The following is a 25,090-nucleotide window of genomic DNA, read 5'->3' on the forward strand; positions in this document are numbered from 1 at the left end:
TTATGCCTCATCCAGGATTGCCGGGACCTTGAATCGGTTGTCATCGGAATCCGGCGCGCCGGAGAGTGCCTGTTCCGCCGTGAAGGTGTGTCCCACCACGTCCTCGCGGAAGACGTTGCTGAGCGGGATGGGGTGGGAGGTGGCCGGGACGTCGTCCCCGGCGGCCTCGCTGACGGACTTGACCGAATCGACGATGACGGCGAGTTCGCCGGCCATCCTGTCCAGCTCTTTGGCACTCATCTCGATGTGGGCGAGCCGCGCGAGATGCGCCACGTCGTCCCGGTTGATCGCAGCCATGGATCTCCCCTGCAAAGTTCGAATTGTTTTCCGATCCAGTCTAGTGGGGAAACGCAGATGCCCGTCTGACGGCCCCCAGCGGGCGTCAGACGGGCACCTTCGATGCCTGGTCCTGCCGCGGGGACAGGGAGCGCAGGCAGCTACAGACTAACCGATACCGATGGCTCCGGTCAGCATGCCGACGCCCAGCATTACGAGGGAAATGACGGCGGTGCGCCACAGTACCTTCTTGTGGTGGTCGCCGAGGTCCACCTTGGCCAGCGAGACCAGCAGCAGGATGGCCGGAACAAGGGGGCTCTGCAGGTGGAACGGCTGTCCGGTGATGGAGGCGCGGGCCATGTCCGCGGCACTGACGCCGTAGTGGGCGGCGGTCTCGCTAAGGACCGGCAGGACGCCGAAGTAGAAGGCGTCGTTGCTCATGAAGAACGTCATGGGGATGCTCAGGACGCCGGTGATGACGGCCATGAACGGGCCCATGGACGACGGGATGATCTGGACCAGCCATGCGGACATTGCTTCGACCATGCCGGTGCCCTTGAGCACGCCGGTGAGGACCGCGGCGGCCATGACCATGCTGACCACGGCCACGATGGACGGTGCGTGGGCCAGCAGCTGGGTGCCCTGGTCCTTGACCTTGGGGAAGTTGACCAGCAGGGCGACGGCGGCGCCCACCATGAACACGAACGGCAGCGGGATGACGTTGGCCACGAGCACCACCATCACGGCGACGGTCAGGGCCAGGTTGAACCAGAACAGCTTGGGCCGCAGGGTGCTGCGGTTGGGGTCCAGGGCAGTGTCCGCCATGGCCGAGTCGCTCTCGTCCACCAGGATTTCGGTGCGCTCCAGTACTGCCACGCCGGCGCCGCCGGCCGGGGAGGCACCGCGTCCGGAGGCACCACCGGGCGTGCCGCCATTGCGTCCTGTTCCAGAATCCCGGGTTGCGGAGGCACCTGCGGAGGTGCCGCCGTCGAACTCTTCGGCAGTGTCGGGGACACCCCAGATTTCCGGGGCGGTGCTGCGGAGGCGGTTGCGCTCCTGCAGGCCCAGCAGCCAGGCGAAGGCGAAGACGACGACCAGGCCGGCCACCAGGGACGGGATCATGGGCACGAAGACGTCGTTGACGTCGATCTTCAGGGCGGTGGCGGCGCGGGCCGTGGGACCGCCCCAGGGCAGGATGTTCATGGTGCCGTTGGCCAGGCCGGCCACGCAGGTGAGGACCACGGGGCTCATCTTCAGGCGGAGGTAGACCGGAAGCATGGCGGCGGTGGTGAGGATGAACGTGGTGGATCCGTCACCGTCCAGCGACACGGCGGCCGCCAGGATGGCGGTACCCAGGACAACCTTGGCGGGGTCGTTGCCCAGCTTGCGGAGGATGAACTTCACCAGCGGGTCGAACAGTCCGACGTCGATCATCAGGCCGAAGTAGATGATGGCGAACATCAGCAGGGCCGCGGTGGAGGTCATGGACTTCATGGAGTCCATCACCATGTCGCCGATGCCCAGGCCGGCCCCGGCGAAAAGGCCAAAAACAGTAGGGACGATGATCAACGCCAGCACTGGCGTCAACTTCTTCGTCATGATCAGCACCATGAATACCGCGATCATGGCGAATCCAAGTATTACCAGCACAGCCGGCTCCTTCTTGTGAACGGCACCACAGCGTTGTGATGCGTGCTACAGACTGTAGGGTGGCGTCCGTCACGGCAGCGCCTTTGGCTCAATTGATTGGCATACTGCTTATTGGGAGCATTTTGCTCATTGTGCTCACCGGGTTTTTCGCGCTTTTCGTACCGTAACGGCACCCTTGGAGCGCACCACAAGTGCACACCAGCCCGTCCCACACCCATCAAGGAGGATGAATGCAGCGATCCGTGTCCCGGCAGCCGCTGCGGTTCTCCACCCAGACGCTCCTGTTGCAGCTGTCGGTGGTGCTGCTGGTGGTGTTGCTCAGCGCCGCCGTGCACGCCTGGCTCACCTATGACCGGGTGGGCAGCGACGCGGAGAACCAGGCCCTGACCCTGGCCCGGACCGTGGCCTCCGACCCGGAGGTCCGGGCCAACGTGCAGGGCATCAGCGCACAGCCCGGCACTCCCCCGGCGTCCGCGCTGCTGGCCGGCCCGCTCCAGGCCTCCGCCGAGGCAGCGCGGACCAGGACCGGAGCGTTGTTCGTGGTGATCACCGACGAAACCGGGATCCGGCTGGCACACCCGGACCCCCAGCGGCTCGGCGAGAAGGTCAGCACGGACCCGTCGGAGGCGCTCTCCGGGCAGGAAGTCACCACCCGGAACACCGGCACGCTGGGCCCCTCCGCCGGGGCGAAGGTTCCGGTGTACGCGCCCGGCACCACCACGGTGGTGGGCGAGGTGAGCGTGGGCTATTCGATGGAGACGGTGGGCCAGACCGTGGCCCGCGACATTGGTCCGGTGGCCCTGACGGCCGCCGGCGCGCTGCTGGCCGGGGTGTTGGGGTCCTTCCTGCTGCGCCGCCGCCTCCAGCGGCTCACGCTTGGGTTGGAGCCGGAGGAGATCAGCACGCTGGTGCACGACCAGGTGGCCGTGCTGCAGGGCGTGGACGACGGCGTGATCGGCGTCAGTGCCGACGGCCGGGTGAGCGTCTTCAACGCAGCGGCGCAGCGGCTGCTGGGCCTGCCCGACCTGTCGGGCACGCCGTGGGAAGAGGCTCCCGTACCGGAGCAGCTGAAGGCCCTGACCCGGCCCGGCTCCGCACGTCCAGGCTCCGGGGGTCAAGGGGCCGGCACTTCTCCAGGTGCCGAAGCCCTGGAGCTTGTGGCGGGCGGCCGGGTACTGGTGGCGAATGCCCGCAAGGCACTGCACCGCCGCGAGGACCTGGGCTGGGTGGTCATGCTCCGGGACCGCACGGAACTGCAGCAGCTCACCCGGCAGCTCGATGCGGTGGGAACCATGTCCACCGCGCTGCGCGCCCAGCGGCACGAGTTCGCCAACCAGCTGCACACCCTCGCCGGGTTCCTGGGCATAGGGCAGCACCAGGAGGCACGCGACTACCTTGCCCGGCTCGCCGCCACCGGACCGCTGAAGTTCCCGGTGGACCAGGCCGAGCTGCTCCAGGACCCGTACCTGCAGGCCTTCGTCGGCGCCAAGGGCGTGGAGGCGGACGAGCGCGGCGTGGCCCTGCGCATCGGGCCCGAAACCCTGGTCCGCGGGCACGTCACGGAAGCCCAGGACGTGACCACGGTGCTGGGCAACCTGATCGACAACGCCGTCAACGCCGCCGTCGCGGGGTCCTCGACCGACCGCTGGGTTGAGCTTGAGGTGCTGGATGAGCCCGGCGACGACGGCGGGACGCTGCACGTGGTGGTTGCGGACTCGGGTGATGGCCTGGCCGAGGGAACTGATCCCGAGGGCGTGTTTGCCGAAGGGTTCACCACTTCGTCCGGCGCGCTTTCCAGGAACACCCGTGCCGGCGGCGGGCAGGGCTTCGGACTGGCCCTGGCGCGCCAGCTGGCCCGCCGCCGCGGCGGGGATGTCAAGGTTCTGGAGCGCGGGAGCAGGGGCGGTCCGGGAGCGGTGTTCATGGCCACCCTCCCGCACACGACGGCGGGAAACCCCGCCGCCAAGATCTTGGGGGAAGCCGGAAAGGATGGGAATGGCTGAGGATTTTCGGGTCCTGATCGTGGACGACGACTTCCACGTGGCGAAACTTCACGCGGCGTATGTTGACTCGGTGGCGGGCTTCCTGGCCCTGGCCCCGGTCGGCTCGGCGTCCCTGGCACTGCAGGCCATCCATAGCCTGCGCCCGGACCTGGTGCTGCTCGACGTGTACCTGCCGGACGCGTCCGGCCTGGACCTGCTGCAGCAACTGGATGTGGACACGATCATCCTCAGCGCGGCCTCCGACGCCGCGTCGGTCCGGGCGGCTTTTCGCCGCGGCGCCCTGGGCTACCTGCTGAAGCCCTTCACCGCGGAGTCGCTGTCGCAGCAGCTGCGCTCCTACACCCGGTACCGGCGCCTCCTGGGCCAGCCGGGTGCGCTGGACCAGGAGGCGGTGGAACGGGCGAAACGTTCGCTGATCCCGGGCGATGTCACGCCGTCGTCAAAACCCCGTTCCGCAACGGAAGCGGCGGTGCTGGAGTCCCTGGCCCCCGGCGAGCAGTATTCAGCGGCCGAGGTGGCCGCCCGCGTGGGCGTCTCCCGGGCAACCGCGCAGCGCTACCTGTCTTCACTGGCGGACGACGGCGCGGTGGACATCCAGCTGCGCTACGGAACCACGGGCAGGCCGGAGCACCGCTACGGCCTGGCGGGCAAGTAGGACGAACAGGTCACAACGGGGAAAATCAGGCGCTCTTCTGGGCGACGAGCTCGATCTCGACGAGCATCTTCGGGTCCAGGAACGGCAACACGTGCACGAGGGAGAGCGTGGGGCGGATGTCGCCGAACACTTCGCCGTGGGCCTTGCCGGCTTCCTCCCACTTGCTGATGTCCGTCAGGTACAGCTTGGACTGCACCACGTCCTCGTAGCCGAAGCCGGCGTCGGCCAGGACCTTGCCGAGCTTCTGCAGGATGTACTGCGTCTGGGTGTAGAAGTCATCACCGACGATGCCCTCATCACCGCTGGCGGCGGTGGCTGAGATGTAGAGGGTGTTGTCCACCTGGACGGCGCGGGAGTAGCCAAGGGTCTGTTCCCAGACGGAGCCGGTACCGAAGGTTTTGCGCATGGGTGGGCCTTTCAAAACTGGAATGGGTCGCCACCACTGTAGGGCTGCTACAGGTCGCGGCGGTAAACCAACAGTTTTGTGTCGGTTCCCGGTACGAACCAGTCACGGTGGGGCACCCGCTGGAAGCCCGTCTTGCGGTACAGCCCGTGTGCGCTCTCCCAGGCCTTGCCGGTGGTGAGGGACACTCCGCGGATGCCGGGAAGTGTTTTCGCGTAGCTGAGGATGGCGTCAACCATGGCCTTGCCGGCACCGCTGCGCTGGACGGCAGGGTCCACCACCAGCATGCGGAACTCGAGCTCGTCCTGCTGCGCGATGTCCGAATAGGGCTCGCCCGCAAGTGCCAGCGTTACTGAGCCGATGACGGTGCCTTGGCGTTCGGCTACCCAGATGGTGGCCTGCGCCGCGCGCTCGGCCACGTCCATGATTTTCACCATGTAGGGGTGTGCGGCGTCGTCGAAGTAGCCGGCGGAGAGGTAGGAGTCCCGGGTGATGCGGGCAATGGCTGCGAAGTCGGCCTCGGCGGCGGGACGGATCGTGATCTGCGGCTGCACCCATCAATGGTAGTGGCGGTTTCTGCCTCCACCGCGGCAAACCGCACTTTCCGTGACCGAACTATCAGAACCGGCCTGGCCCGGAGCTTCCGTTGGGCCCGTTCAGGCCGGGGTACCCGTGCAGGTGCGTGACCAGATTCAGAGCGGAAACTTGCCCGAGAGTTCCAGGCTGGCGGCACACGTCCAGGCGTCCAGGCGCTCGTCGTCGGTGGGCCCTCCGTCGAGCGGACTCGTCAGGCGTGGCCGCCGCACCCAGCAGCCGGCTTCCTCGGCGATCAGCGCGCCGGCCGAGAAGTCGTGCTCGTTCAACCCCCGCTCACCGTAGGCATCGTGGGTCCCGTCAGCCACCATGCACAGGTCAAGGGCCGCCGAACCCAGCCGCCGGACATCGGCGAAACCGTCCATCAGCCCTGCCAGCACCGAGGCCTGCTCCACCCGCACGGCCGGATCGTAGCTGAACCCGGTGGCCAGGATCTGGCCCTTCCGGCCGGAAACCGGCCCTTCCAGCCGGGTCACGGTGCCGCCGTCTTCCAGCCACGCGCCTTGGCCGCGGGCAGCGTAGTACACGCGCCGCAGTGCCGGGGCGTTGACCACGCCGGCCAGCCAGACGCCGTCGGCATCCGCGACGGCCACCGACGTGGCGTAGTAGACGATGTTCCGGATGAAGTTGGTAGTGCCGTCCAAAGGGTCGATGGACCAGCGGTAGCCGGTGGGGTCCGCCGGGCGGGTGGTTCCGTGCTCCTCACCGGTGATGCTGTCCCCCGGACGGGACGCCATGATGACCTCGCGCACGGCATTTTCCGCGGCCAGGTCAAAGGCCGTGACCCAGTCCCCCGCAGCGCCCTTGTTGCTGGCGTCCAGGCCATCCGCCGTCCGGCCCGCGAGCACGCTGGCGCCCGCGGCGGCTGCCTGCTTCGCCACTTCCAGAAGTTCGGCCGGGGTGCTCATGCCGTTTCCTCAGCTGCGGCCGGGATGGCTGCCTCCTCGCTGCCGTCTTCATCCGTGTCCACATCCACCCCCTGGGCTGCCGCGTCCCCCAGGGCCGCCGGTCCGCCGTCGAGCAACTGCCGGAAGCCGTCCTCATCCAGCACGGGGATGCCCAGCTGCTCCGCCTTGTCCAGCTTGCTGCCGGCGCTTTCCCCCGCCACGACGTAGCTGGTGTTCTTCGACACCGAGCCGGCAGCCTTGCCTCCCCGGAGCAGGATGGCTTCCTTGGCCTCGTCCCGGCTGAAGTTGGGCAGCGAGCCGGTGACCACCACGGTAAGCCCTTCGAGGGTGCGCGGCATCGACTCGTCGCGTTCGTCCTCCATGCGGACTCCGGCGGCGGCCCAGCGTTCGATGATCTCCACGTGCCAGTCTTCCGCGAACCATTCCTTGAGCGCTGCGGCGATGGTGGGTCCCACCCCGTCAACGTGGGCCAGTTCCTCCTCCGATGCTGCCCGGATGCGGTCCATGCTGCCGAACGCCTGGGCCAGGGCGCGCGACGCCCGGGGCCCGACGTGCCGGATGGACAGGGCCACCAGCACACGCCAGAGCGGCTGGGCCTTGGCCTTTTCCAGTTCCTTGAACAGTTTCTGCGTGGTGGCGGTGGGCTTGGACGGCGACTTGGCGGTGCCCTTGCTGTAGAAGTAGGGCACCAGCTCGTACTCACCGGTGGGAACGCCCTTGGACTTTTTCTCGCGCCGGATGCGGACGCCGGCCAGGTCCTCCGGGGTGAGGTCGAAGAGCCCGGCTTCGGAGGTAAGCGGCGGCACCTCGGGTTCGGCCGGCTGGGTCAGGGCAATGGCCGCTTCCCACCCCAGCGCCTCGATGTCGAACGCGCCGCGCCCGGCCACATGGAACACGCGCTCCCGGAGCTGGGACGGGCAGGACCTGGAATTGGGGCAGCGGACGTCCACATCCCCTTCCTTGGCCGGGGCAAGCGGCGTGCCGCAGGACGGACATTCGGTGGGCATCACGAAGTCCCGCACCGGCGGGTCCTGCTGGTCGCGGAGGGGAAGGACCGGGCCCACGATTTCGGGGATGACGTCCCCCGCCTTCCGCAGGATGACGATGTCGCCGATCTTGACGCCCTTGGCCTTCACTACGTCCTGGTTGTGCAGGGTGGCCATCTCCACGGTGGAACCGGCCACCTTGACCGGTTCCATGACGCCGAAGGGAGTGACCCGTCCGGTGCGGCCCACGTTGACCTGGATGTCCAGCAGCTTGGTGTGGACCTCCTCCGGCGGATACTTGTAGGCCACGGCCCAGCGCGGGACGCGGGTTGTGTAGCCCAGGGCACGCTGGGTGGCGAAATCGTCCACCTTGATGACGATGCCGTCGATCTCGTGGAGCAGCTTGTGTCGCTGGTCGCCGAACCGCTTGATGAAGCCGAGGATTTCCTCCCGGCCCTGCAGCACCTCGAAGTACGGGCTGACGGGCAGGCCCCACTCCTTGAGGAGTTCATACGTTTCGGACTGGCTGCGGGACTCGAGTCCTTCGCGGGCGCCGATTCCGTGCACGAACATCTTCAATGGCCGTTTGGCCGTCTCGGCCGGGTCCTTTTGCCGCAGCGACCCGGCCGCCGCGTTCCGGGGATTGGCCAAGGGCGCCTTGCCGGCCTCGATCAGTGCTTCGTTGAATTCCGCGAACGCCTTGGACGGGATGAAGACTTCGCCGCGCACTTCCATCTCCGCCGGAAACCCGCTGCCGCGCAGATCCCTTGGAATCTCCTGGATGGTGAGCAGGTTGTGGGTGATGTCCTCCCCCGTGGTTCCGTCGCCGCGGGTGGCGGCGCGCACCAGTTTCCCGTCCCGGTAGAGCAGGTTGACGGCCAGGCCGTCGATCTTGAGCTCGGTCAACCATGCGGCCCTGGCGGCCCCGTCGCCCAGCTTTTCGACGCTTGCCTCGGCCCTGTTGAGCCAGGCTTCGAGCTCCTCGAGCGAGAAGACGTCCTCCAGGCTGTACATCCGCTGCAGGTGTTCCACGGGCGCGAACGCGGCGGAGGCCTCGCCGCCCACTTCCTGGGTTGGGGAATCGTTCGCCACCAGCTCGGGGTGCAGCGCCTCGATCTCTTCCAGGCGGCGGAAGAGGGTGTCGAATTCGGCATCGGACACCAGGGGCTCATCCTCCTGGTAGTACGCGAAGCGGTACTTCCGCACGAGGTCCGCAAGGTTCTCGTATTCCTCGCGGACGGACTCCGCCGGGACGGTTTCCGGCCCGTCCGGCGTTGCAGTACGGGTGTCGGTCTTTGCGGGGCCTGGTCCTGTGCTCACAAACCTATCTTGCCTTACGCCTGTGACAGTGGCCTGGCAGGCACAGCGACCTGGCCGGGCAGGCCGCCATGCGCGCACAGCTCAATGCGATCGCAGCCGGTTCCGGTTGCGGTTCCACCAGGCGAAGGCGACTGCGGAGACGGCCACCAGCAGCGTTCCAAAGGCGATGGGCAGGAGCGCCGGGCCGCCATCTTCCTGGCCACGGGCAGGGGCACCGGCGGCCATCCGGGCGGCCCCGGCGGACCGGGTCACTGGACTGTTCCAGTCCTGCCCGTTGGAGGGGCCGGTGGGCGGGCGGTAGCCGGCAGCGGCTGAGGCGGTTTCGGCGGCGGAACCGTCGGGGCCTGCCGGTGCCGTGGCGCGGACGGCAGCAGGAGCGGGCTGCGGATTGTCTGCCTGCGGCTGCTGGGACTGGACAGGCTGGGCCGGAGCCTCAGCAGGTGGCGCGGTCGGCGCCGGTGGGTCCGCCGGGTCCTTGGCTTTGCGCGACCGTCCGGATTGACCGGTGTCCGGACTGCTGGCAAGGACCGGCAGGCAAAATAGCCCGCAGTCCTGCGTTGCTGTTGCCGGGGCGGGCGAGGGTGCCGGGGTGGCAGCGGGCGCCGGGCCGGCCGGGAAGAAACTGAAGGCCAGGGCCAGGGCTGCTGCTGATGCCGTCGTCGAAACAGCGCGGAGAACCGGTGCGGACGGGGTCATTGCTACCTTTCGATGCGCGCAGCCCCCCACCGCGGCTTTCTGGTGTCCCCGGTAGTCTTCTACAACGCCCTGCGGGGCCGCAAATCCCGGTAGGTTGCGGCCCCGCAGGCCCGGGCTCTGGTCAGTCCCTGTTTTCGGGCGGCAGCGCCACCTGGATTTTCCGGGCTTTGCCGCGCCCCACCACGTACCCGCGGCCGGGGATGAAGTCGGGGCTGACCCGGCCCAGGGACGTGTTCAGCAGGCTGTCCCCCTCGATGTCGCCGGGGTTGAGCAGCAGGCCGCGCCGGCCGGACTTGAACGGCTGCGCAAGCTGCCATGCGGAGGACCAGGTGGAGGATTCCGACTCGCCGATGACCCACTGGTCTGCCTTCAGCGATGCCGTCACCAACTGCGCCATCCCGGACTCGGCAATGGTGTCAGTGAACTCGGTGAGCCCTTCGATGAAGAACGCCAGCGCACCGGGGTTCCCGGTGGAGTGTTCCACCAGGTCCTCCACCACCTCGGCAAAGTCGTCCGGCCCCACCACGGAGCGGCTCCAGAGGGGAAGGGATGCGACGGCGGACCGGCGGGACCCGAGGTAGATCAGCTCCGTGCCGGGATTCGATCGGCGCAAGGCGTACGCAAGGGTCACCAGGGCCACGGTGCGTCCCGCGCCGGGCGGGCCGGCAAGGAGCAGCGGGCCCCTGGCCATGATTTCGGCCGGCTGCAGGGACTCGTCGTCCACGCCGATGACCGGCAGGTCCGGTGTGCCGGCAGGCAGGACATCCAGGTCCACCTGCTCCGGAAGGCGTTCGATTCCCGGTGCCGTGTCCAGCCCCTGGCGCCGCATCGCTTCGCTGAGCTTGTGCACTTCGCGGGCCTGCAGGGCCAGGTTCGAGTTGCCGCCCAGGACGGCCAGCTGGACCTCAAGCCCGTCGAGCAGCCCGCGGCCCGGAGGCGACGTGGCGGACAGGACGTCGCGGGGCACGTCCAGGGAGATGTAGTCGTCCTCCGAGGACAGGCGCAGGACCAGCCGGCGCTGGATCGAGGCGAGCAGCGACGCGGGGACGGCGTTGGGCCGGTCCCCGGTCACCACCAGGTGGATTCCGAGGGTGCGGCCGTCGGTGGCGAGCTGGAGGAAGATGTCCCAGAGCCCGGAGAGCTTGCTGTGCTCGTAGGCTTCCCGGAACGCGGACATGCCGTCCACCAGCACGAAGATCCGCTTCTCGTCCGGCCGGTTGGCCAGCCTGCGGTACTCCACGATGGTGGAGGCCCGTACCTCGGCGAACCGGGCGGCGCGCTGTTCAGCGACGTCGCGCAGGAGCCGCAGCAGCCGCCCGACCCGCTCGACGTCGTCGCCGTCGATGATTTCGCCCACGTGGGGCAGTTCGTCCAGCATCCGCAGGCCCGCCGAGCCGCAGTCGATGCCGTACACGTGGACCGGGCCGCCGCGTGGCGTCACCGCGGCGGCAATCGCAATGCCCCGCAAGGCAGCGGACTTGCCGGAACCGCCTGTGCCGTAGATGGCCATGTTGCCGTCACGGTCCGGCTCGTAGAACACGGTGGGCTGGTCCTGGTGCACGGGGTCGTCGGCGACTCCCAGCAGCAGCTGTTCGTCCGACCGCGGGTTGGGCAGCTTGGAGAAATCGTAGGTCTTGGCCAGTTCGTCCAGCCACGGCTTCCGGGGCGGGGCGATGGCCAGGGCGTCGGCGGCCCGGACGATGTTGGTGGTCATCCTGGCGATGTCGTTGGGGCCGGCGGGTTCGGCGGCCACCGGCTTTTCCGGCGCGGGCGCTTCCCAGCTGGGTCCGGAGCCGAACGCCATTTCCACGATGTCGACCTGCGGCCGCTGCGGCTTGTCCGTGGTCCAGCCGCCAGCGTAGCCGGTCTGGAAGCCCTGGATCCGGCCCGGTCCGGTCTTGGCCGCGCCGCGGCCCGGGATGGCGGGGTCGAAGTAGGCGGCGTCCGGGACGCCGAGGATGTCCGTGGCGTCGTCCTCGTCGGCCATCCGCAGCGCCACGCGCAGGTTGGTGTTGGCGCGCAGGCTGTCCTTGATGACGCCGGCGGGGCGCTGGGTTGCCAGGATGAGGTGCAGTCCCAGGGAGCGGCCGCGGGCGGCGACGTCCACCACGCCGTCCACGAATTCCGGCACCTCGTTGGCCAGGGCTGCGAACTCGTCAACGATGATGACCAGGTACGGCGGCGCGTCAGGGTCCGCCTCGCGCTGCAGCGCCAGCAGGTCCTTCGCCTTCTTCCGGTTCAGCAGCTGTTCACGGTAGTGCAGCTCTGCGCGCAGCGAGGTCAGGGCCCGGCGCACCAGGTGCGGGGAGAGGTCCGTGACCAGGCCCACGGTGTGCGGCAGGTTGATGCAGTCCGCGAAGGCCGCGCCGCCCTTGTAATCGACGAACAGGAAACTGACCCGGTCGGGACTGTAGGCGGCGGCCATGCCCATTACCCAGGACTGCAGGAACTCGGACTTGCCCGCACCGGTGGTACCGCCCACGAGGGCGTGCGGCCCTTCGTTCTTCAGGTCCAGGTACAGCGGTTCAATGCCCTTGGAGCCCACCAGGGCGCGCAGCGTGCCGTTGTCCTTGCGGTTTGCCACGGCGCTGGCGTGCACGGAGTTGTTTTCCGTCCACCGTTCGGCCACCGCCTGCGGGTTGTCCAGGAAGTCCTTGCCGATCAGGGTGGCGTAGGACACCGCGCGCGGCAGGTCGGAGTCATCATTGACCGGCTTGCCCACGTCAACCACTGGCGCCAGCATCCGGGCAAGCTGCCCGGCGAGGTCCGCGTCCACGCTTTCGCAGCTGACGGGGTAGGTGTGGCGGCCCAGGCGGACCTGGCCGGTGGTGGTGCCGTGGTCACCGTCCACCACCATGAAGTCGCGGCAGGCCGCCGGGAGGGCCTGGATGTCGGTGGCTACCCACAGGACATGCACGCCGGAATCGGGTCCGCGTTCGGCCAGCCGGGTGAGCCGGCCGCGGTCCACGGGGGCGTCATCCTCCACGATGACCAGGACGGCCGGCAGGACCGGTTCCTCCACCTCGTGCTTGGCCGGGTCCAGGCCAGGCCGCAGCCCGGGGCCCGACCGTTTGGCAGCTGCCTCGCGGGCCTCCACCAAGTCCTCGAGCCGGGCCAGCAGGGAGGATCCTCCGGCGGATCCGGCGGCGAGGTGGTCGCCGCCCAGGGGGCTGTGGCCAGAGCCGACGTGCGGCAGCCACTGCAGCCAGTTCCAGCGTCCGCGCGACTGGGCGGAGGTGATGGCAGTCAGGACCACCTCGGCCGGCGAATGCAGGCCCACCAGCTGCAGCACCACGCCGCGGGCAACGTCGTCCACCAGGCCGCGGGCCCCTGCGATGCCCAAAGCACCGGAAGTGCGCAGCTGGGAGACCACGGGGACACCTTCGATCTCACTGAACTGCCTGAGGCAGTCCTGGATTTCGCGGCTGTACTGGACTTCGGTGTCGTTGCTGGAGGGTTCTTCGAGCGGGATCCGGGACGGCGCGGTCCCCAGCCCGAACCGCAGCCCCAGGAACGTGCTGTGCTCCGGCCGGTGGGTCCACAGCAGCGGTCCGAGCTTGTAGATGGCGTCAACGGTGTCGCTGACGGACGGCGCTTCCTGCAGCCGGACGGCCCGTTCCACCTGCTGCAGCTCGGTCAGGTCCTGCCGGAACGCCGCCATGGAGGCGCGGAACTGCTTGAGTTGTTCCTTTTGCTGGCTGCGGGTCCTCATCTTCTGGTCCACGTAGTGGCCCACGATGAACAGCGGCATCATCATCATGAACACCACCGAGAGCACGTTCTGCGTGACGGCGAAAATGACGGCACCCATCATCAGGGGCGCAATCAGCATGATGTAGGGGAAGGGGTGGTCCTCGGGGCGTTTGGGCCCGGCGGGCAGGACCCGCTTGGCCGGTTCAAACCGGGGCACCACGCGCGGGGACCGGTTGAAGTTGACCAGGGGCGACGTCGGCGCTGCCGCCTGGTTGTGCCCCAGGGGAACCACGGTCACGGTCGTGTCGCCCAGAGTCACCGTGTCGGAGGAGTTCAGCGTTGCCCGGGTGACGGGAAGCCCGTCCATCAGGAGCCCGTTGGCCGAGTTGGTGTCCACGATTTCGATGCCCTCGGCCACCGTGATGCGGGCGTGCCGCTTGGAGGTCAGCGGGTCCGTCAGGCGGATGTCCACGTCCCTGTCCCGGCCGATGTAGCTGGTGCCGGTGGGCAACGAAAATTCGCGGCCGACGTCGGGCCCGGACAGGACCCGCAGCGTGGCGGCGGCGGGCCCCCGGCTGGCGCCCGGCTCGTGGAACTGCCCGCTGACCTGTGCCAGCGACACCACGGAACCGGGGCGCAGGCCGGACTCGAGCAGGTTGTCTTCCCGGTCCAGGACGTTGCCGCTGATGCCCGCGCCGACGAATGCCTCGTCGATGCGCAGGGAGAGGTTGTCCGGGGCCGGGGTTCCCTTGCGGTCCGGGTCCGCGGCCCACAGGATGGTGGCGATATCCGCCACGGTGGCCAGGCCGTCAACCGTGACGGCCAGGTCCTTGGCGTCGGCGGGTTCCCGGCGGAGTGTCAGCCGGATCCTCATCCTTCGTCCACGCCCCTCATCTTCTCCAGCAGGTACAGGTCATCGGCGGTCACCAGGTGGGTGGTGACGGCGTGCTCCACCAACCGGGCCCGCCGGTTGGTGGCGAGCTTGCCGCCTCCCCCGCGCAGTCCCACGACGCCCACCCGGTCCAGCTTGTCGCAGACGTTGTCCAGTTTCCGGTTGAAGCGCGTCAGCGCCCAGCCCAGGGTCTTGGCGGCCGCGGCGGAGGACGGGATGGTGCTGAAGCCGGTGCCTTCGCGGCGGAGCACCGGTTCGGCGAGCGCCACGATGAGCGCTTTCTGGGCGTCGGTGAAGACCACCGGGCCGATGGTGGTGTCGCCGCTGCTGGCGCCCTCGCGCGCCTCCTGGCGGAAGGAGGGGGTCTTCAGGTGCACCGCGAACTCGTACGTGGTGGGGCCCGCCGTGAAAATGATGTTGGTGTGGCTGAACACCAGGGGAATCCGCGCCCCCGGCGAAAGCCAGGCCTGCATTCCGCCGGAGGCGTCCGCCACCGTGGCGGAGAGCATGCTGCCGACGTTGCTGAGCCACCAGATGCCGTCGTAGCGGGCTACCTGCAGGAACTGCCGGTGCAGGTACGGGTTGTCGTCCACTTCGAGGTCGCCTTCGCGGCCGATGTTGAAAACGTCCTCGTCTGATGGCTCGTACCATTCGCCACAGAAATCTATTGCTAGATCCCCCATGATCTGTGCCTCCTCAGGGCAGAACTGTTCCGGTAACCGGAGTGCTGGTGATGTCGTGGTGCCTGTGGACGGCTCATGGGCCGGTGCAGGCGATGGATGCCGCTTCCATCGGTGAGAACGCGCCGTCCGAGCGGACGATCATCACCTGGACGCAGGTCTGCCCGGAGGGGTTGGGTTTCACCCGCACGGGCGCCTGCGCGATGGACTGGAATTCTCCCCCGCCGCCGATGGTGTAGACCCGCCACTTGTAGCTGTCGCCGTCCTTGGGCTGCGGGTTGGTCCAGGTGAAGGTTGCGTTGCCGTCGGCGCCGATGGTGCCGGCGAGGCCTTCGACATCGGGCACCGTGCCGTTGTCCAGGGCGTCCGCCGGCGGCTTGCTCACCTGCTGCGTGGCCACTGTCTTGGGGGTGCCGGGCACGGCGTTGGCCACCACCAGGCCAACGACGGCGGCGAGCGCCAGCAGCGTGCCGCCGGCGATGGCGAGCCAGAGGTTGCGCTTGCCATGGTCGGCGCCGGGAGGAGCTTCCGCGGCAGGCTCCTCCACCCGGGCGGGACGGTGGATGGTGGTGTCCGCGGCATAGCCGTCGTTCGGCGGCTCGGTGAAGGCCGCGGCGTCCTGCTGCTTGTCCTCCTGCCCCGCGCCCTGGTGCTGCATGCCCAGGGTTCCCGGTGCGTTGCTGCGCAGCACCGTGGACTGTCCCCAGTCGCCTGGCCGGGGAGCGGGTGCCGCGGGCCCGGCGGCGGGCGGGACGGCGCGCGACGCCGGGACTTCCCGGGCGGGTCCGTTGGGGCGGGTGCGTGCCGGGAAGGTCGGGGCGCTGCCGGTGCGTTCGGGGTCGATCGCGGCGATGCTGCGGACGCGGGTTTCCTCGGTGCCGTCGTCCGGGTGGCCGTCCTCCTGCTGGGGCTCCTCCAAGACTTCGAACGGGGTGACGGAAAGGTTGAGCTCGGCCTGGATCCGCTGCAGGGCCAGGGCGAAGGCGTGCGCCGAGGAGTACCGCGACTGCGGCGACTTGGCCATGGCGGTGGCCAGCGCCAGTTCCAGGGATTCGGGCACATCGGCGCGGCCCAGGCGGGGCAGTGCCATGTTGCTGATCCTGTTGATCAGTTCACGCTGGGAGTTGTCCGCGCCCGGCATCACGAACGGCGAACGGCCGGCCAGCAGGGTGTAGAGGGTTGCGCCGAGCGCCCAGACGTCCACCATGACGCCGTCCACGCTGCCGTCCCGGAACTGTTCCGGCGGGGACCATGGAATGGACATGCCGCTGTCGTCGTCACCGTCGCCGGCCAGGGTGCCGGAGATCCCGAAGTCGGTGAGCGCCGGACGGTTGTAGTCCGTGACGAGGATGTTGGCGGGCTTGATGTCACGGTGGGCGATGCCGGCCCGGTGGGCGGTTTCGACGGCGGAGGCCACCTGGATGCCGACGGCCAGGACCTCGTCCACGCTGAAACGCTGCCGGCGGTACCGCACGTCCAGGCTGGGCCGGGAACAGTACTCCATGGCCAGGTAGGAGTGCCCGTCGTCGGTGACTTCCGCTTCGAAGATGGTCACGATGTACGGGTGCGAGGACAGCTGGGCCATCAGGTTGGCCTCGGACTCGAAACGCCGCCGGGCGCCCTCGGTCTTCAGGTCCGAGAGCAGCACCTTGACGGCCACTTTTCGGCGCGGCCTGTCCTGCTCGTAGAGGTACACGTCGGAAAACCCGCCGGAGCCCAGCAGGCTGATGTAGGTGAACCCCGGAATGCGGGGCGGCGGAGCTACCGGCCGTTTGGAACTCAAGGAATCTCCTCAAAACGCAGTGAGATGTTGTCGCCCAGCTCGGCGATGTCGCCGTCGAGCAGGATGGCCATCTCGTTCTGGGCCAGCAGGCGCGGGGGCTGCCCTTCGCGGACCAGGACGGTGCCGTTGGTGGCCTTCAGGTCGCAGAGCATCACGTGCCAGCCTTCGAGCCGCACTTCGACATGGGACCTGGAAATATCGCCGCCGGGGCTTGCCACCTGCACCAGGCGCGGCATGACCCCGCCCTGCACCCGGGACACGGACGGTTGGCGGCCGATCACCATCGACTGGTCAAGGTCCAGCAGCTCGCCCGTGGACAGCCGCATGCGCCCCAGCCGGGGCCGGGGCACCTGCACGGCGTCAGGCAGGAGGGCGGCGCCGCAGGCGCACTGGCCGGCCGTGGGCGGGTTGGGGTGGCCCTGCGCGCATACCCGTGCCAGCACGAGCGGGCCCCCGGCGGCGTCTTCGGGCACCCGGGCGGCGGCCGGCCGTTGCTGTCGGGACAGGCCCGGAAGGCTTCCCTTCATGACGGTCTGGCCGTCGTGGTCGGGGTCGAAATCCAGCTCGACGCCGGACTCAACGCCTGGGCCGGGATCCGGGACCGCGGCGGAACTGCCCGTTGGCACGTCTCCGGCGGCGCCCGGTATTGGCGGCGTGCCCCGTGTTGGCGGGGCCGGGGAGGGAGACGGCGCCGGGCCGGAGCTCCCGCCGGTGCGCCACGGAACAGAGTCGATCAGCACGCCTGCGGCAGGACGGGGAGCAGCATGGCGGGCTGCTTCCTGCGCCTCCGGACTCCCCGGGTCATCCCCATCCACCCCGGACGCGTGTGTTCCGGCGGCGGGGCCGTCAGTTCCGGCACCGGGTTCGTCCGCCTGCGGGGTTCCGTCGCCCGCCTGGTTTCCGGAGGCCGTGCCGTCCACCTGTCCCACGTCTCCCGGCTCCAGGGCAGGCAGCGGGCCGGCGGCGGGCAGCGCAACGGCCTGTCCTGAACCTGTGGCGGCATCAGCTTCGGGGTCCTCCCGGACAGCGGCATCCTCGATGTTCCGCATGACAGTGCGGTCCCAAAGGTGGTCGTAGGAGGTGGTCTGTTCGTTCACGGGAGCGGAGGTGCCGACGGTGTGGGGGCCGGACGCCGGCTCTGCAACCGTCGGCACTCCGCCGGTTTGATGTGCGGTGGTCTCTACGGATGGTGCGGCAGCGGGTGCATGGTCCGGGGAAGCGTCCTCCTCCTCTTCCTCCTCTTCCCGGTCTGAGGCGGCGTCTCCTTCGCCGGGGCCGGCGTGTCCTTCCCCGCCGAAGTCCATGTCGTCGTCGAGCACGCCCACCACGGTTTCGGCGGACACTCCGTGCTCGGGCAGGAGGGTGATCTCCGGCAGGTCTTCCTCCGGCTCCCTCGTGGTGGGCGCCGGCGCGCTGCCGCCGTCGGAAAATTCCGCAGTCTCCGGCACGCCCTGGACCGCTACTGCCTCCGGAGCCGGCGACGCGGCCGGGACAGAAACTCCAGCGCGGGCGGCGCCCACGGCAGCGGGACCGGACTGCGCGTTCAGCGCCAGCGCCTGCAGCAACACCACGCCTTCGCCCAGCGGCAAGACGGGCTGGCCCGGGACCCCGGCGCCGGCGATTGCCAGGCGGCAGGCGCCCGGAACGGCAAACCGGCGCTCGTTCCAGGTAGTCACATCCCGCCCGTCGAGCTCGACCGGACCGTCGGGCGAATCGACCGTGAGCTCGAGGTCGCCACGCAGGAAGACGCGCAGCGGCCCGTCAAAGTCCAGGATCCCGAAGGGCGGGATCTTCGCGAGCGAACCGCCCGAGCTGCTGGTCACTGCGGCCAGGACCTCGTGGACCGCCGGCCGCCCGGCCAGCAGGTCCCATAGCGCCCCGGCCAGTTCCGGTGGCGTGCCCGGACCCAGGAGCACAGCGGTTTGCGAACGGACGACGCCCAGCCAGGCGCCGGGAACGTAGCTAGCGGCGGTCATCGCCCAACTCCCCGTCCTCACTGGTGCTGTCGGTCCCGTCGGTGCCGGCGCCACCAGCCGTCGCCGCATGCCCGCTGGCGCCGGCGGCGTCCTGCCCGGGCAGGGGCTGCGTCACGGCGGCCTGTGCACGCGGCAGCGTGACCTCGTCTCCGTCATCGGACGCGTAGCGGGGCGCGGTCGTGCCCGATCCGTCGTCGTTCGCCACGTTCCGGGCGTCCACCACGATGGCGGTGATGTTGTCGCGGCCGCCGCTGCGGAGGGCGGCCTGGATGAGCGCATCCACCGCGTCCTGGGGCTGCGCAACAGTACTCAGGATGCCAAGGATCTCCTCGTCCCCCAGCTCCTCCGTGAGGCCGTCCGAGCAGACCAGGAGCCGGTCGCCTTCCTCGACGGGCAGGAGCCAGTAGTCCGCTTCCGTCTCATCCCCGGTCCCCAGGGCCCTGGTGACCACGTGCAGGCGGGGGTGGACCGTGGCTTCCTGGGCCGTGATCTCGCCGGCGTCCACGAGCTCCTGGACTTCGGAGTGGTCCACGCTGATCTGTTCGAACCGTCCCTGGCTGAGCCGGTACGTGCGGGAGTCGCCGATGTTCATGACCAGCCAGTAGGGCATGCCCATCTGCTCCACGACAACTGCCCCGGTAAGGGTGGTGCCGGCGCGGGCACCGGTGGCCTCCCGGATCGAGTTGTCCGCGCGCACCAGGTACTGCTGGAGCACGGAGGCGGTGATGCTCCGCTCCCCCGTGGCAAGCTGCGGCATGGCCGCCAGGGCGCGCACGCACAGGCCGCTGGCGATCTCGCCGGCCTCATGGCCGCCCATGCCGTCCGCCACCGCGAAGACGGGGTCGGATGCGATATAGGAATCCTCGTTCAACTCCCGGCGGAGTCCCCGGTCCGTCCCGTAGCCGTAGGTGAGGCTGAGGCCAGGCCCCTGCCCGGCGATGGAGGGAACACTGGCGGGGTGATGGTTCATGCCTGTCCTAGGTAAAAGGTGCGGTCTCCAAAATGCACGCTGGATCCCGGGGTAACAAATGTGGGGACGCCCGGCACCAGGGTGGTGCGCAGCCCGTCGGGGGTGGTCACGGCGCTGCCGTTGGTTGACTGGCGGTCGGTCACCCAGATTCCTGCACCGTCGGTGAGCAGGTGCAGGTGGGTCTTTGAGATCGAGCGCCCGGGGTCGTCCACGGCCAGCAGCTGCGCGTGCTGCTCGCCGGCCTGACCCACCGGGTTGCGGCCCACCAGGACGCTGCGGTCCAGCTGGAAGTCGCGGCCATCATCCAGGCGGATCCGGAGTACTGCCACCGGGGCGGGGCCGCCGGAACCGGGGCGCACCTGGGTGCGCTCGACGTCGTCGTCAACGTGCTGCTGCGGCCGGTGGCCCGGGGCAGGAAACTGCGGGGCAGGAAGCTGCGGGGCGGGAAGCTGCGGCGCAGGGAATCCTGCCGGCGCTCCCTGTGCGGCCGGGCCTGCCGGTGCAAAGGATGCCGGGCTGGTGTAGGGCATCGTCTGGGACGGCATGGTCGCCGACGGTGCAGGGACGTGGCGGGAAACCGGCTGGGGTGCTGGAGCTTGGGGCGTCGGAGCCTGGGGAGCCGGAGCCTGGGAGGCGCCTGCCACCGGAGACACCACCGGCTGGACGGGCGGGAGGTCCAGCGGCGCGAAGCTGTAGGGGCCCTGGATACCGCCCGTGGTGATCGGGTCCCGGCCGGCCTTGACATCGAAGACCAGCGTCCTGGCGGCGGCATCGTGCCAGCCGCGCAGGCCGCCGTCCCTGTCCCACCGGTTGGAGACCACCGCCAGCACAGCCCACACGGCACCGAGCAGGAGCAGCGGGCCAAGGATGAACAGCGCGGCGTCGAACCACCTGAAAACCACCACGAGTACCGCGGCCACCACGGCCAGCAGGACACCGGCGCCGGTGATCAGTCCGCGCAGGAAGACACCGCCGGCGCCCGGCGCGTAGCCGTCCTTGTCGGCGCTGCGGATCCCCATGAGCAGGTTGCCCGGTGTCTTGCCGGTGCGGGCTTCCAGGCCCAGGAGCACGAAAAGGTACACGAGGGTAACACCGAGCCCGATGCCGCCGAACAGCACCAGGGAGGAGGTGTCGTAGACAATGAAGCCGCCGCTTCGGGTCCGGGTGATTCCGGCGAAGCCGATGGCAAAGGTCACCACCAGTACGGCCAGGGCGGGCAGCCAGTCAATGACGGCAGCACCAAGGCGCTTGCCCGCCGTAGCCGGAACAAGCTGAAGGTTCACTGCCATTCCCGTTCCTCCCCCTGGAGCGGCTTGCACCGTGGTGGATCCGCCGGCCTTGCCCGGCTCGGTGCCCTTACCTGCGATGGCCACCGGCTGAGCTGCCGGGGGCCTTTCCACTACCGGGATAGTACCGGGAATCCCCGGTGCGTGCGCGGGCCACGCTCCCTGTGCCGCGTCAAAGCTGCCGCTTCCGGCGGTACCGGGAGTGCGGGGGCGGCGCGCCGCCCGGTTGGGCAGCGGCGCGCCGCAGGCAGTGCAGAAGGTGGCACCCGCGCGGATGTGCTGGTGGCAGCGCGGGCAGCGTTCGGCGTCGGAGCTCACTGCTGGCCATGTCCTTGCTGGTGGTGGCCTGGCTGGCCTTCTGGCTGGGTTTGTCCGTGCGGCGTGCCGCCTTCCTGCGGCACGGTCTCTTGCGCTGGCGCAGCTTCCGGACCGCCAGGGGCACGACGGCGGCGCGCACCCAGGAGCCCGGCCGGCGCGGGCAGCCGCAGCCGGGCGCCGCGCAGGGTCAAGCCGCCTCCCGAGCCCATGGCAGTGCGGGCATCGGCCAGCAGGGACCGCGGCGAGAACCGTGCCTGCTGGCGCCGCCAGAAGCCAACGGTGGCGGTCATTTCCTTCAGGGACCCGTCGACCACCGTCCAGTAGTCGCGGACCTCCTCCTCGCTGGGCTGCCCGGCGCCAAAGATCGACGCGTCGGCCCGGCGTGCCAGCAGGGTGGTGGTCGCCTGGCTGGCCGGGAATGCCTCGGCCAGGACGGCAGCGCTTTCGCGGCGCGTCGAACGGGTGTCGACGGCGGCACCCATGTCGGTCGCCAGGCTCACCACCTCGCTCCATCCTCCGCCCACGCGCTGGGCCGGATTGCCGTCGCTGAAACGCGACTTCCGGCGTCGTGTCTTCAGCAGGGCAATCAGCAGCAGCGGCAGGGCAAGGATAGCGAGCGGAATCGCGACGACGCCCAGCGCACCCAGCAGGGCACCCCAGAACAGCCAGGGGTTGTTTTTCTTCTGGTCGGCGTCCAGCGCGTCGGGCGAGGAGTCCGGCGGCAGGTCCGCGGGCTCCTGCGGCGGGGGCGGCGGCTGCAGCACCTGCGGCTTGGGCTTGGACTTGTTTTCGGGGTCCGGCGGGATGGGGATGTTGTCCTTGGGCGGCGTCGGGTCGAAGCTGACCCAGCCCACCCGCTCGAACGCGACCTCCACCCAGGCGTGGACATCCTTTCCGGTGATCTTCACCTCGCCGGCGCCGTTTTCGGGGCTGGTCGGCTCCGGGTAGAACCCCATCACCACGCGGGACGGGATGCCCAGGTGCCGGAGCATCAGGGACATGGCGACGGCGTACTGCTCGTCGTCACCGAGCATCTGCTTGGCGGTCAGCAGGTTGCGGATCCGCGCGGACCCGTGGCCCGAGACGCTGGGCAGCTGCCCCTCGCTCACCAGCCCGTTGCTGAAGGCGCCGGTCTTCTGGAAGTGCGCCTCGATCTGGCGGACCCTGTCGATCGCCGTGGGTGCATCCGCCGAAAGGTCGTTGGCCTGCGAGCCGACGACCGGCGGTACCTCCAGCGGGTCCGGCAGGGAGACCTTCGCGAAGTCGTACTGTGTCAGCTGGCCGTGTTCGAGCTTGACGGGGTCGGACACCTGGACGCTGTAGGAATCCCCGCGCGCCAGCCCGTTCGTGGTCACGGCGGTGTCCGTGCCCGGGTTGAAGTAGAGGCCGGAGGCCGCGGCGGAGCCACCCTGGTCGAAGCTGATGCCGGTGGTCTTGCGCCCGCCGGGCACGAAGTAGCCCTGGTAGTCCTCCACTCTGATGCTGATCGAGTAGTCATTCGTCGGGACCACTCCGGAGGCTTCGGCGAGGGTGTTGATGGATTTCGCGTCCCCCACCTTGCTGAAGTTGCCGGAACCGTTCGGGTCCATGTTGTAGTTGGTGCCGTTGAAGGCATCCAGGGCGCCGAGCCGCACCCGGCCGTCCCGTGGCAGGCCCTTGACCACGAACAGGGTGTCGTCCTTCTTGTCCTTCACGTAGGTCCGGAAGCTGGCCAGGGGCGTGATGTAGTCCTTGGGATCGAACGGCGGGACCACCACGTTCCGGAGGACCTTCCGTTCGTCGCCGGCGCTCACCAGCGGGGCAGACACTGCTGTGACGCCGACACTCAGCGCGATCACGCCCGCGGCCATGCCCAGCCTCCTGATCCTGGCGCGCCGGGCGGCTGCGGAGTCGGTCTGCGGGGAGTTGACGGACACCCGCCGGGTGTTGTTCCGGCGCAGCACGTCGCGCCGGAAGGTGGCCCAGGCGATGCCCAGGACCGTCAGGCCGATCCCCCGCTCCAGCGTCAGGAACGCGGCGTTGGTGCTGAAGGCGATCCCGGTGACGAAGAGGACCAGGACCGGGAGGAGGGGCAGGTAGGGGCTCCTGGCCCGCCAGGTCAGGACCGCTGCCACCAGCGCCGTCACGAGGCAGCTGAGGAACGGGACGATGAGCACACCGCCCGCCGTTCCCACCGGGACCCCTACGGTGAGCATGTCCTTCCAGGCGAACACGATGCCCAGGAGCAGGGTCCGAAGGGACTCCAGGCTGGGCACGAAGCCGGCGATCGCCGCGTCGGGGACGGCCAGCCAGGTTCCCAGGACCAGGTAGGCGCCGAGGGCCAGGGCGGTGGTGATCAGCAGCCCCAGCCGCAGGTGGGCGTTGGCTGCGCCGATCGCCAGGCCAAGGAGGATGCCGCCGAATCCGGACAGCAGGTAGTAGGGGTCGCCGCCGAAGCTCAGGCCGAAGCCGAGCAGGCCGAGCCCCAGCAGGACCACCAGGGCTCCGGCGTCGAGCAGAAAGTGCCAGGGCGGCTGGCCGTCCGCGAAGGCGGAGTCCTTGCCGGTGGCTTTGCGGCTGGTACGGGTCCGCGGGGGCTGCAGGCGTGGGGAGGTGCCGGGCGCGGTGCTCATGCGGCCGCCTTTCTCAGCACGATGGCGAGGTCGCTCAAGTCACCGAGCGTGAGGACGGTCAGGTCCGCGATGTTGGCGCGGCTGGGTGCTGCCCCGGCTTCCACCCGGACGGCCAGGCTGCGCACGCCGGGCAGGACCGAGGCTGCCGCGGAGCGGAGCTGGGTGGCGGTGACGTTGCTTCCCACCACGAAGAACACTACGGAGGCGTTGGGAACGGTGTCCGCCAGGGTCCGGGCAAGGTCGACGGCGGTGCGCCGCATGGGTGCGCCCGGCAATCCGGGTCATGTCGTCGAGCATGTTCCGCCCGGTTTCGCAGCGCAGCGGTCCCTTTTGGGTGAGGACGTCCAGTTCGCGCTGTTCGCGGATGGCCTGCCGGCCGATGGAAGCGGCAACGGAGATCGCCATCTCGAACTCATTTTCCGAGGCGTATTCGTCCGTGTTGATGGACAGCGAGATGGCCAGGTGGGCGCGGCGGGTTTCTTCGAACTGGCGCACCATCAGCTTGTTGGTGCGCGCCGTCGTCTTCCAGTGGATGTGCCTGCGGTCATCGCCGGGAACGTAGTCGCGCAGGGCGTGGAACGAGACGTCCGCGCTGGAGAGGTCGGTGGTGGGCATGCCTTCCAGGTCCCGGATGAAGCCCGCTGCCGATCCTGCCACGGCGACGGTGCGGGGGTGGACGAAGAGGTCCTCCGGGTCCGTCCAGAGGACCTGGCGGCTCAGGAGGTGCAGCGGGTCCGCCCGGACCGAGCGTACCGGCCCCACCACGATGACGGCGCGCCGGGCGGTGGGGATGGTGAACAGGTCCTCGTGGACCTGGCCGGGTTTCATCCGGGGAAGGTGGAAGACGGCAGTAGTGCTGCCCACCGGCAGTTCCAGGGCGGCGGGCAGCAGCGGCCGGGCGGACGTGTTGGACACGGCAATGCTGCCTACGGCGCTGTCCCCCACTGCCACCCGCGTCCGGGCGAGGTCCAGCGCCACCCCGTAGGACGAGCGGCCCAGGATGAAGGCGACCGCGATGATGAACATGGCGAACGCCGCGATGGCCGCGGCCTTGGCTTCCTGCCACCCAAAGGCCTGCCCCGTTGCCCAGAGCAGGATGGCGGCGGCAAGGACCGACCAGCCCAGGATGCTGACCACTGACAGCACCGGCCAGGCGTACGTGAGCCAGGTGTCCCGGACGGCACGCCACGCAGGCGTAAGGGCAAGGGCGGCGGTGTTGGTGGCCTCGGCCCACACGGCCGCTGGGTGCAGGCGCGTGGGGCGGCCGTTCCGGTGGAAGGGTTGCTGGAGTCGCTCCGCGAGCCGGGTCAGCGGGGTGCCGCTGGACGTGCCGTCGGACATAGGGTGTGCCTTCGTTGTTGCGCTGAAAGGGAGTGTGCTGGTGCGGGG

Annotated in this window: 16 protein-coding genes and 1 pseudogene; 2 read left to right on the forward strand and 15 right to left on the reverse strand. The window is 69.4% G+C overall.

Features of this window, described 5'->3' with window-relative positions:
* Window positions 1–297 carry an Asp-tRNA(Asn)/Glu-tRNA(Gln) amidotransferase subunit GatC gene (gene gatC / locus AC2JAJ_RS00910; RefSeq protein ID WP_486414614.1) on the reverse strand — a complete coding sequence of 99 codons (297 nt, stop codon included), beginning with the start codon at window positions 295–297 and terminating at the stop codon, window positions 1–3.
* A 147-nt stretch (window positions 298–444) separates the two neighbouring features.
* Window positions 445–1,926 carry a CitMHS family transporter gene (locus AC2JAJ_RS00915; RefSeq protein WP_486414613.1) on the reverse strand — a complete coding sequence of 494 codons (1,482 nt, stop codon included), beginning with the start codon at window positions 1,924–1,926 and terminating at the stop codon, window positions 445–447.
* A gap of 230 nt (window positions 1,927–2,156) precedes the next feature.
* Here AC2JAJ_RS00915 and AC2JAJ_RS00920 point away from each other — a divergent pair, with 230 nt between their 5' ends.
* Together AC2JAJ_RS00920 and AC2JAJ_RS00925 are read left to right on the forward strand one after the other, a co-directional pair.
* Window positions 2,157–3,929 carry a sensor histidine kinase gene (locus AC2JAJ_RS00920; protein ID WP_486414612.1) on the forward strand — a complete coding sequence of 591 codons (1,773 nt, stop codon included), beginning with the start codon at window positions 2,157–2,159 and terminating at the stop codon, window positions 3,927–3,929.
* On the forward strand, window positions 3,922–4,584 hold the full coding sequence (locus AC2JAJ_RS00925) for a response regulator (RefSeq protein ID WP_221383890.1): 663 nt from the start codon (window positions 3,922–3,924) through the stop codon (window positions 4,582–4,584). The genes AC2JAJ_RS00920 and AC2JAJ_RS00925 overlap by 8 nt, the downstream gene beginning before the upstream one ends.
* Before the next feature lie 25 nt (window positions 4,585–4,609).
* On the opposite strand, the gene AC2JAJ_RS00930 is transcribed toward AC2JAJ_RS00925, so the two are convergent.
* The 13 genes and pseudogenes from AC2JAJ_RS00930 to AC2JAJ_RS00990 form a co-directional block, all read right to left on the reverse strand.
* Window positions 4,610–4,990, reverse strand: a complete 381-nt coding sequence (locus AC2JAJ_RS00930) for a RidA family protein (protein ID WP_221383891.1) — start codon at window positions 4,988–4,990, stop codon at window positions 4,610–4,612.
* A gap of 47 nt (window positions 4,991–5,037) precedes the next feature.
* Window positions 5,038–5,541, reverse strand: a complete 504-nt coding sequence (locus AC2JAJ_RS00935; protein WP_486414611.1) for a GNAT family N-acetyltransferase — start codon at window positions 5,539–5,541, stop codon at window positions 5,038–5,040.
* Window positions 5,542–5,679: 138 nt separating this feature from the next.
* Window positions 5,680–6,489, reverse strand: a complete 810-nt coding sequence (locus AC2JAJ_RS00940) for an inositol monophosphatase family protein (RefSeq protein ID WP_486414610.1) — start codon at window positions 6,487–6,489, stop codon at window positions 5,680–5,682.
* Complete coding sequence (gene ligA, locus AC2JAJ_RS00945) at window positions 6,486–8,795, reverse strand: NAD-dependent DNA ligase LigA (protein ID WP_486414609.1); 2,310 nt, start codon at window positions 8,793–8,795, stop codon at window positions 6,486–6,488. The genes AC2JAJ_RS00940 and ligA overlap by 4 nt, the downstream gene beginning before the upstream one ends.
* 81 nt (window positions 8,796–8,876) lie before the next feature.
* Window positions 8,877–9,491: a hypothetical protein gene (locus tag AC2JAJ_RS00950; RefSeq protein ID WP_486414608.1), complete on the reverse strand. Its 615-nt coding sequence runs from the start codon at window positions 9,489–9,491 to the stop codon at window positions 8,877–8,879.
* 121 nt (window positions 9,492–9,612) lie between these two features.
* Complete coding sequence (locus AC2JAJ_RS00955; protein ID WP_501053297.1) at window positions 9,613–14,058, reverse strand: FtsK/SpoIIIE domain-containing protein; 4,446 nt, start codon at window positions 14,056–14,058, stop codon at window positions 9,613–9,615.
* Window positions 14,055–14,759, reverse strand: a complete 705-nt coding sequence (locus tag AC2JAJ_RS00960) for a hypothetical protein (protein ID WP_221383897.1) — start codon at window positions 14,757–14,759, stop codon at window positions 14,055–14,057. The genes AC2JAJ_RS00955 and AC2JAJ_RS00960 overlap by 4 nt, the downstream gene beginning before the upstream one ends.
* 73 nt (window positions 14,760–14,832) lie before the next feature.
* Complete coding sequence (locus tag AC2JAJ_RS00965; protein WP_486414607.1) at window positions 14,833–16,539, reverse strand: serine/threonine-protein kinase; 1,707 nt, start codon at window positions 16,537–16,539, stop codon at window positions 14,833–14,835.
* On the reverse strand, window positions 16,536–18,515 hold the full coding sequence (locus AC2JAJ_RS00970; protein WP_501053298.1) for an FHA domain-containing protein: 1,980 nt from the start codon (window positions 18,513–18,515) through the stop codon (window positions 16,536–16,538). The genes AC2JAJ_RS00965 and AC2JAJ_RS00970 overlap by 4 nt, the downstream gene beginning before the upstream one ends.
* A complete protein-coding gene (locus AC2JAJ_RS00975) occupies window positions 18,502–19,485 on the reverse strand; it encodes a protein phosphatase 2C domain-containing protein (protein ID WP_501053299.1) in 984 nt (327 codons plus the stop codon). The genes AC2JAJ_RS00970 and AC2JAJ_RS00975 overlap by 14 nt, the downstream gene beginning before the upstream one ends.
* Window positions 19,482–21,089: an RDD family protein gene (locus tag AC2JAJ_RS00980; protein ID WP_486414603.1), complete on the reverse strand. Its 1,608-nt coding sequence runs from the start codon at window positions 21,087–21,089 to the stop codon at window positions 19,482–19,484. Before AC2JAJ_RS00980 ends, AC2JAJ_RS00975 begins: the two co-directional genes overlap by 4 nt.
* Window positions 21,086–23,701 carry a transglutaminase-like domain-containing protein gene (locus AC2JAJ_RS00985; RefSeq protein WP_486414602.1) on the reverse strand — a complete coding sequence of 872 codons (2,616 nt, stop codon included), beginning with the start codon at window positions 23,699–23,701 and terminating at the stop codon, window positions 21,086–21,088. The genes AC2JAJ_RS00980 and AC2JAJ_RS00985 overlap by 4 nt, the downstream gene beginning before the upstream one ends.
* Window positions 23,698–25,042, reverse strand: a pseudogene (locus AC2JAJ_RS00990) (DUF58 domain-containing protein). Before AC2JAJ_RS00990 ends, AC2JAJ_RS00985 begins: the two are co-directional and overlap by 4 nt.
* Between the last annotated feature and the right edge of the window lie 48 nt (window positions 25,043–25,090).

Source organism: Arthrobacter sp. MOO21 (genome assembly GCF_057369995.2).

Excerpts from the sequence above, each read along its gene's own strand:
- AC2JAJ_RS00975 (WP_501053299.1), bottom strand. The coding sequence starts at position 19,485 with ATGAACCATCACCCCGCCAGTGTTCCCTCCATCGCCGGGCAGGGGCCT.
- AC2JAJ_RS00920 (WP_486414612.1), top strand. The coding sequence starts at position 2,157 with ATGCAGCGATCCGTGTCCCGGCAGCCGCTGCGGTTCTCCACCCAGACG.
- AC2JAJ_RS00940 (WP_486414610.1), bottom strand. The coding sequence starts at position 6,489 with ATGAGCACCCCGGCCGAACTTCTGGAAGTGGCGAAGCAGGCAGCCGCC.
- gatC (WP_486414614.1), bottom strand. The coding sequence starts at position 297 with ATGGCTGCGATCAACCGGGACGACGTGGCGCATCTCGCGCGGCTCGCC.
- AC2JAJ_RS00925 (WP_221383890.1), top strand. The coding sequence starts at position 3,922 with ATGGCTGAGGATTTTCGGGTCCTGATCGTGGACGACGACTTCCACGTG.
- AC2JAJ_RS00955 (WP_501053297.1), bottom strand. The coding sequence starts at position 14,058 with ATGAGGATCCGGCTGACACTCCGCCGGGAACCCGCCGACGCCAAGGAC.
- AC2JAJ_RS00985 (WP_486414602.1), bottom strand. The coding sequence starts at position 23,701 with ATGAGCACCGCGCCCGGCACCTCCCCACGCCTGCAGCCCCCGCGGACC.
- AC2JAJ_RS00970 (WP_501053298.1), bottom strand. The coding sequence starts at position 18,515 with ATGACCGCCGCTAGCTACGTTCCCGGCGCCTGGCTGGGCGTCGTCCGT.
- AC2JAJ_RS00950 (WP_486414608.1), bottom strand. The coding sequence starts at position 9,491 with ATGACCCCGTCCGCACCGGTTCTCCGCGCTGTTTCGACGACGGCATCA.
- AC2JAJ_RS00930 (WP_221383891.1), bottom strand. The coding sequence starts at position 4,990 with ATGCGCAAAACCTTCGGTACCGGCTCCGTCTGGGAACAGACCCTTGGC.
- AC2JAJ_RS00960 (WP_221383897.1), bottom strand. The coding sequence starts at position 14,759 with ATGGGGGATCTAGCAATAGATTTCTGTGGCGAATGGTACGAGCCATCA.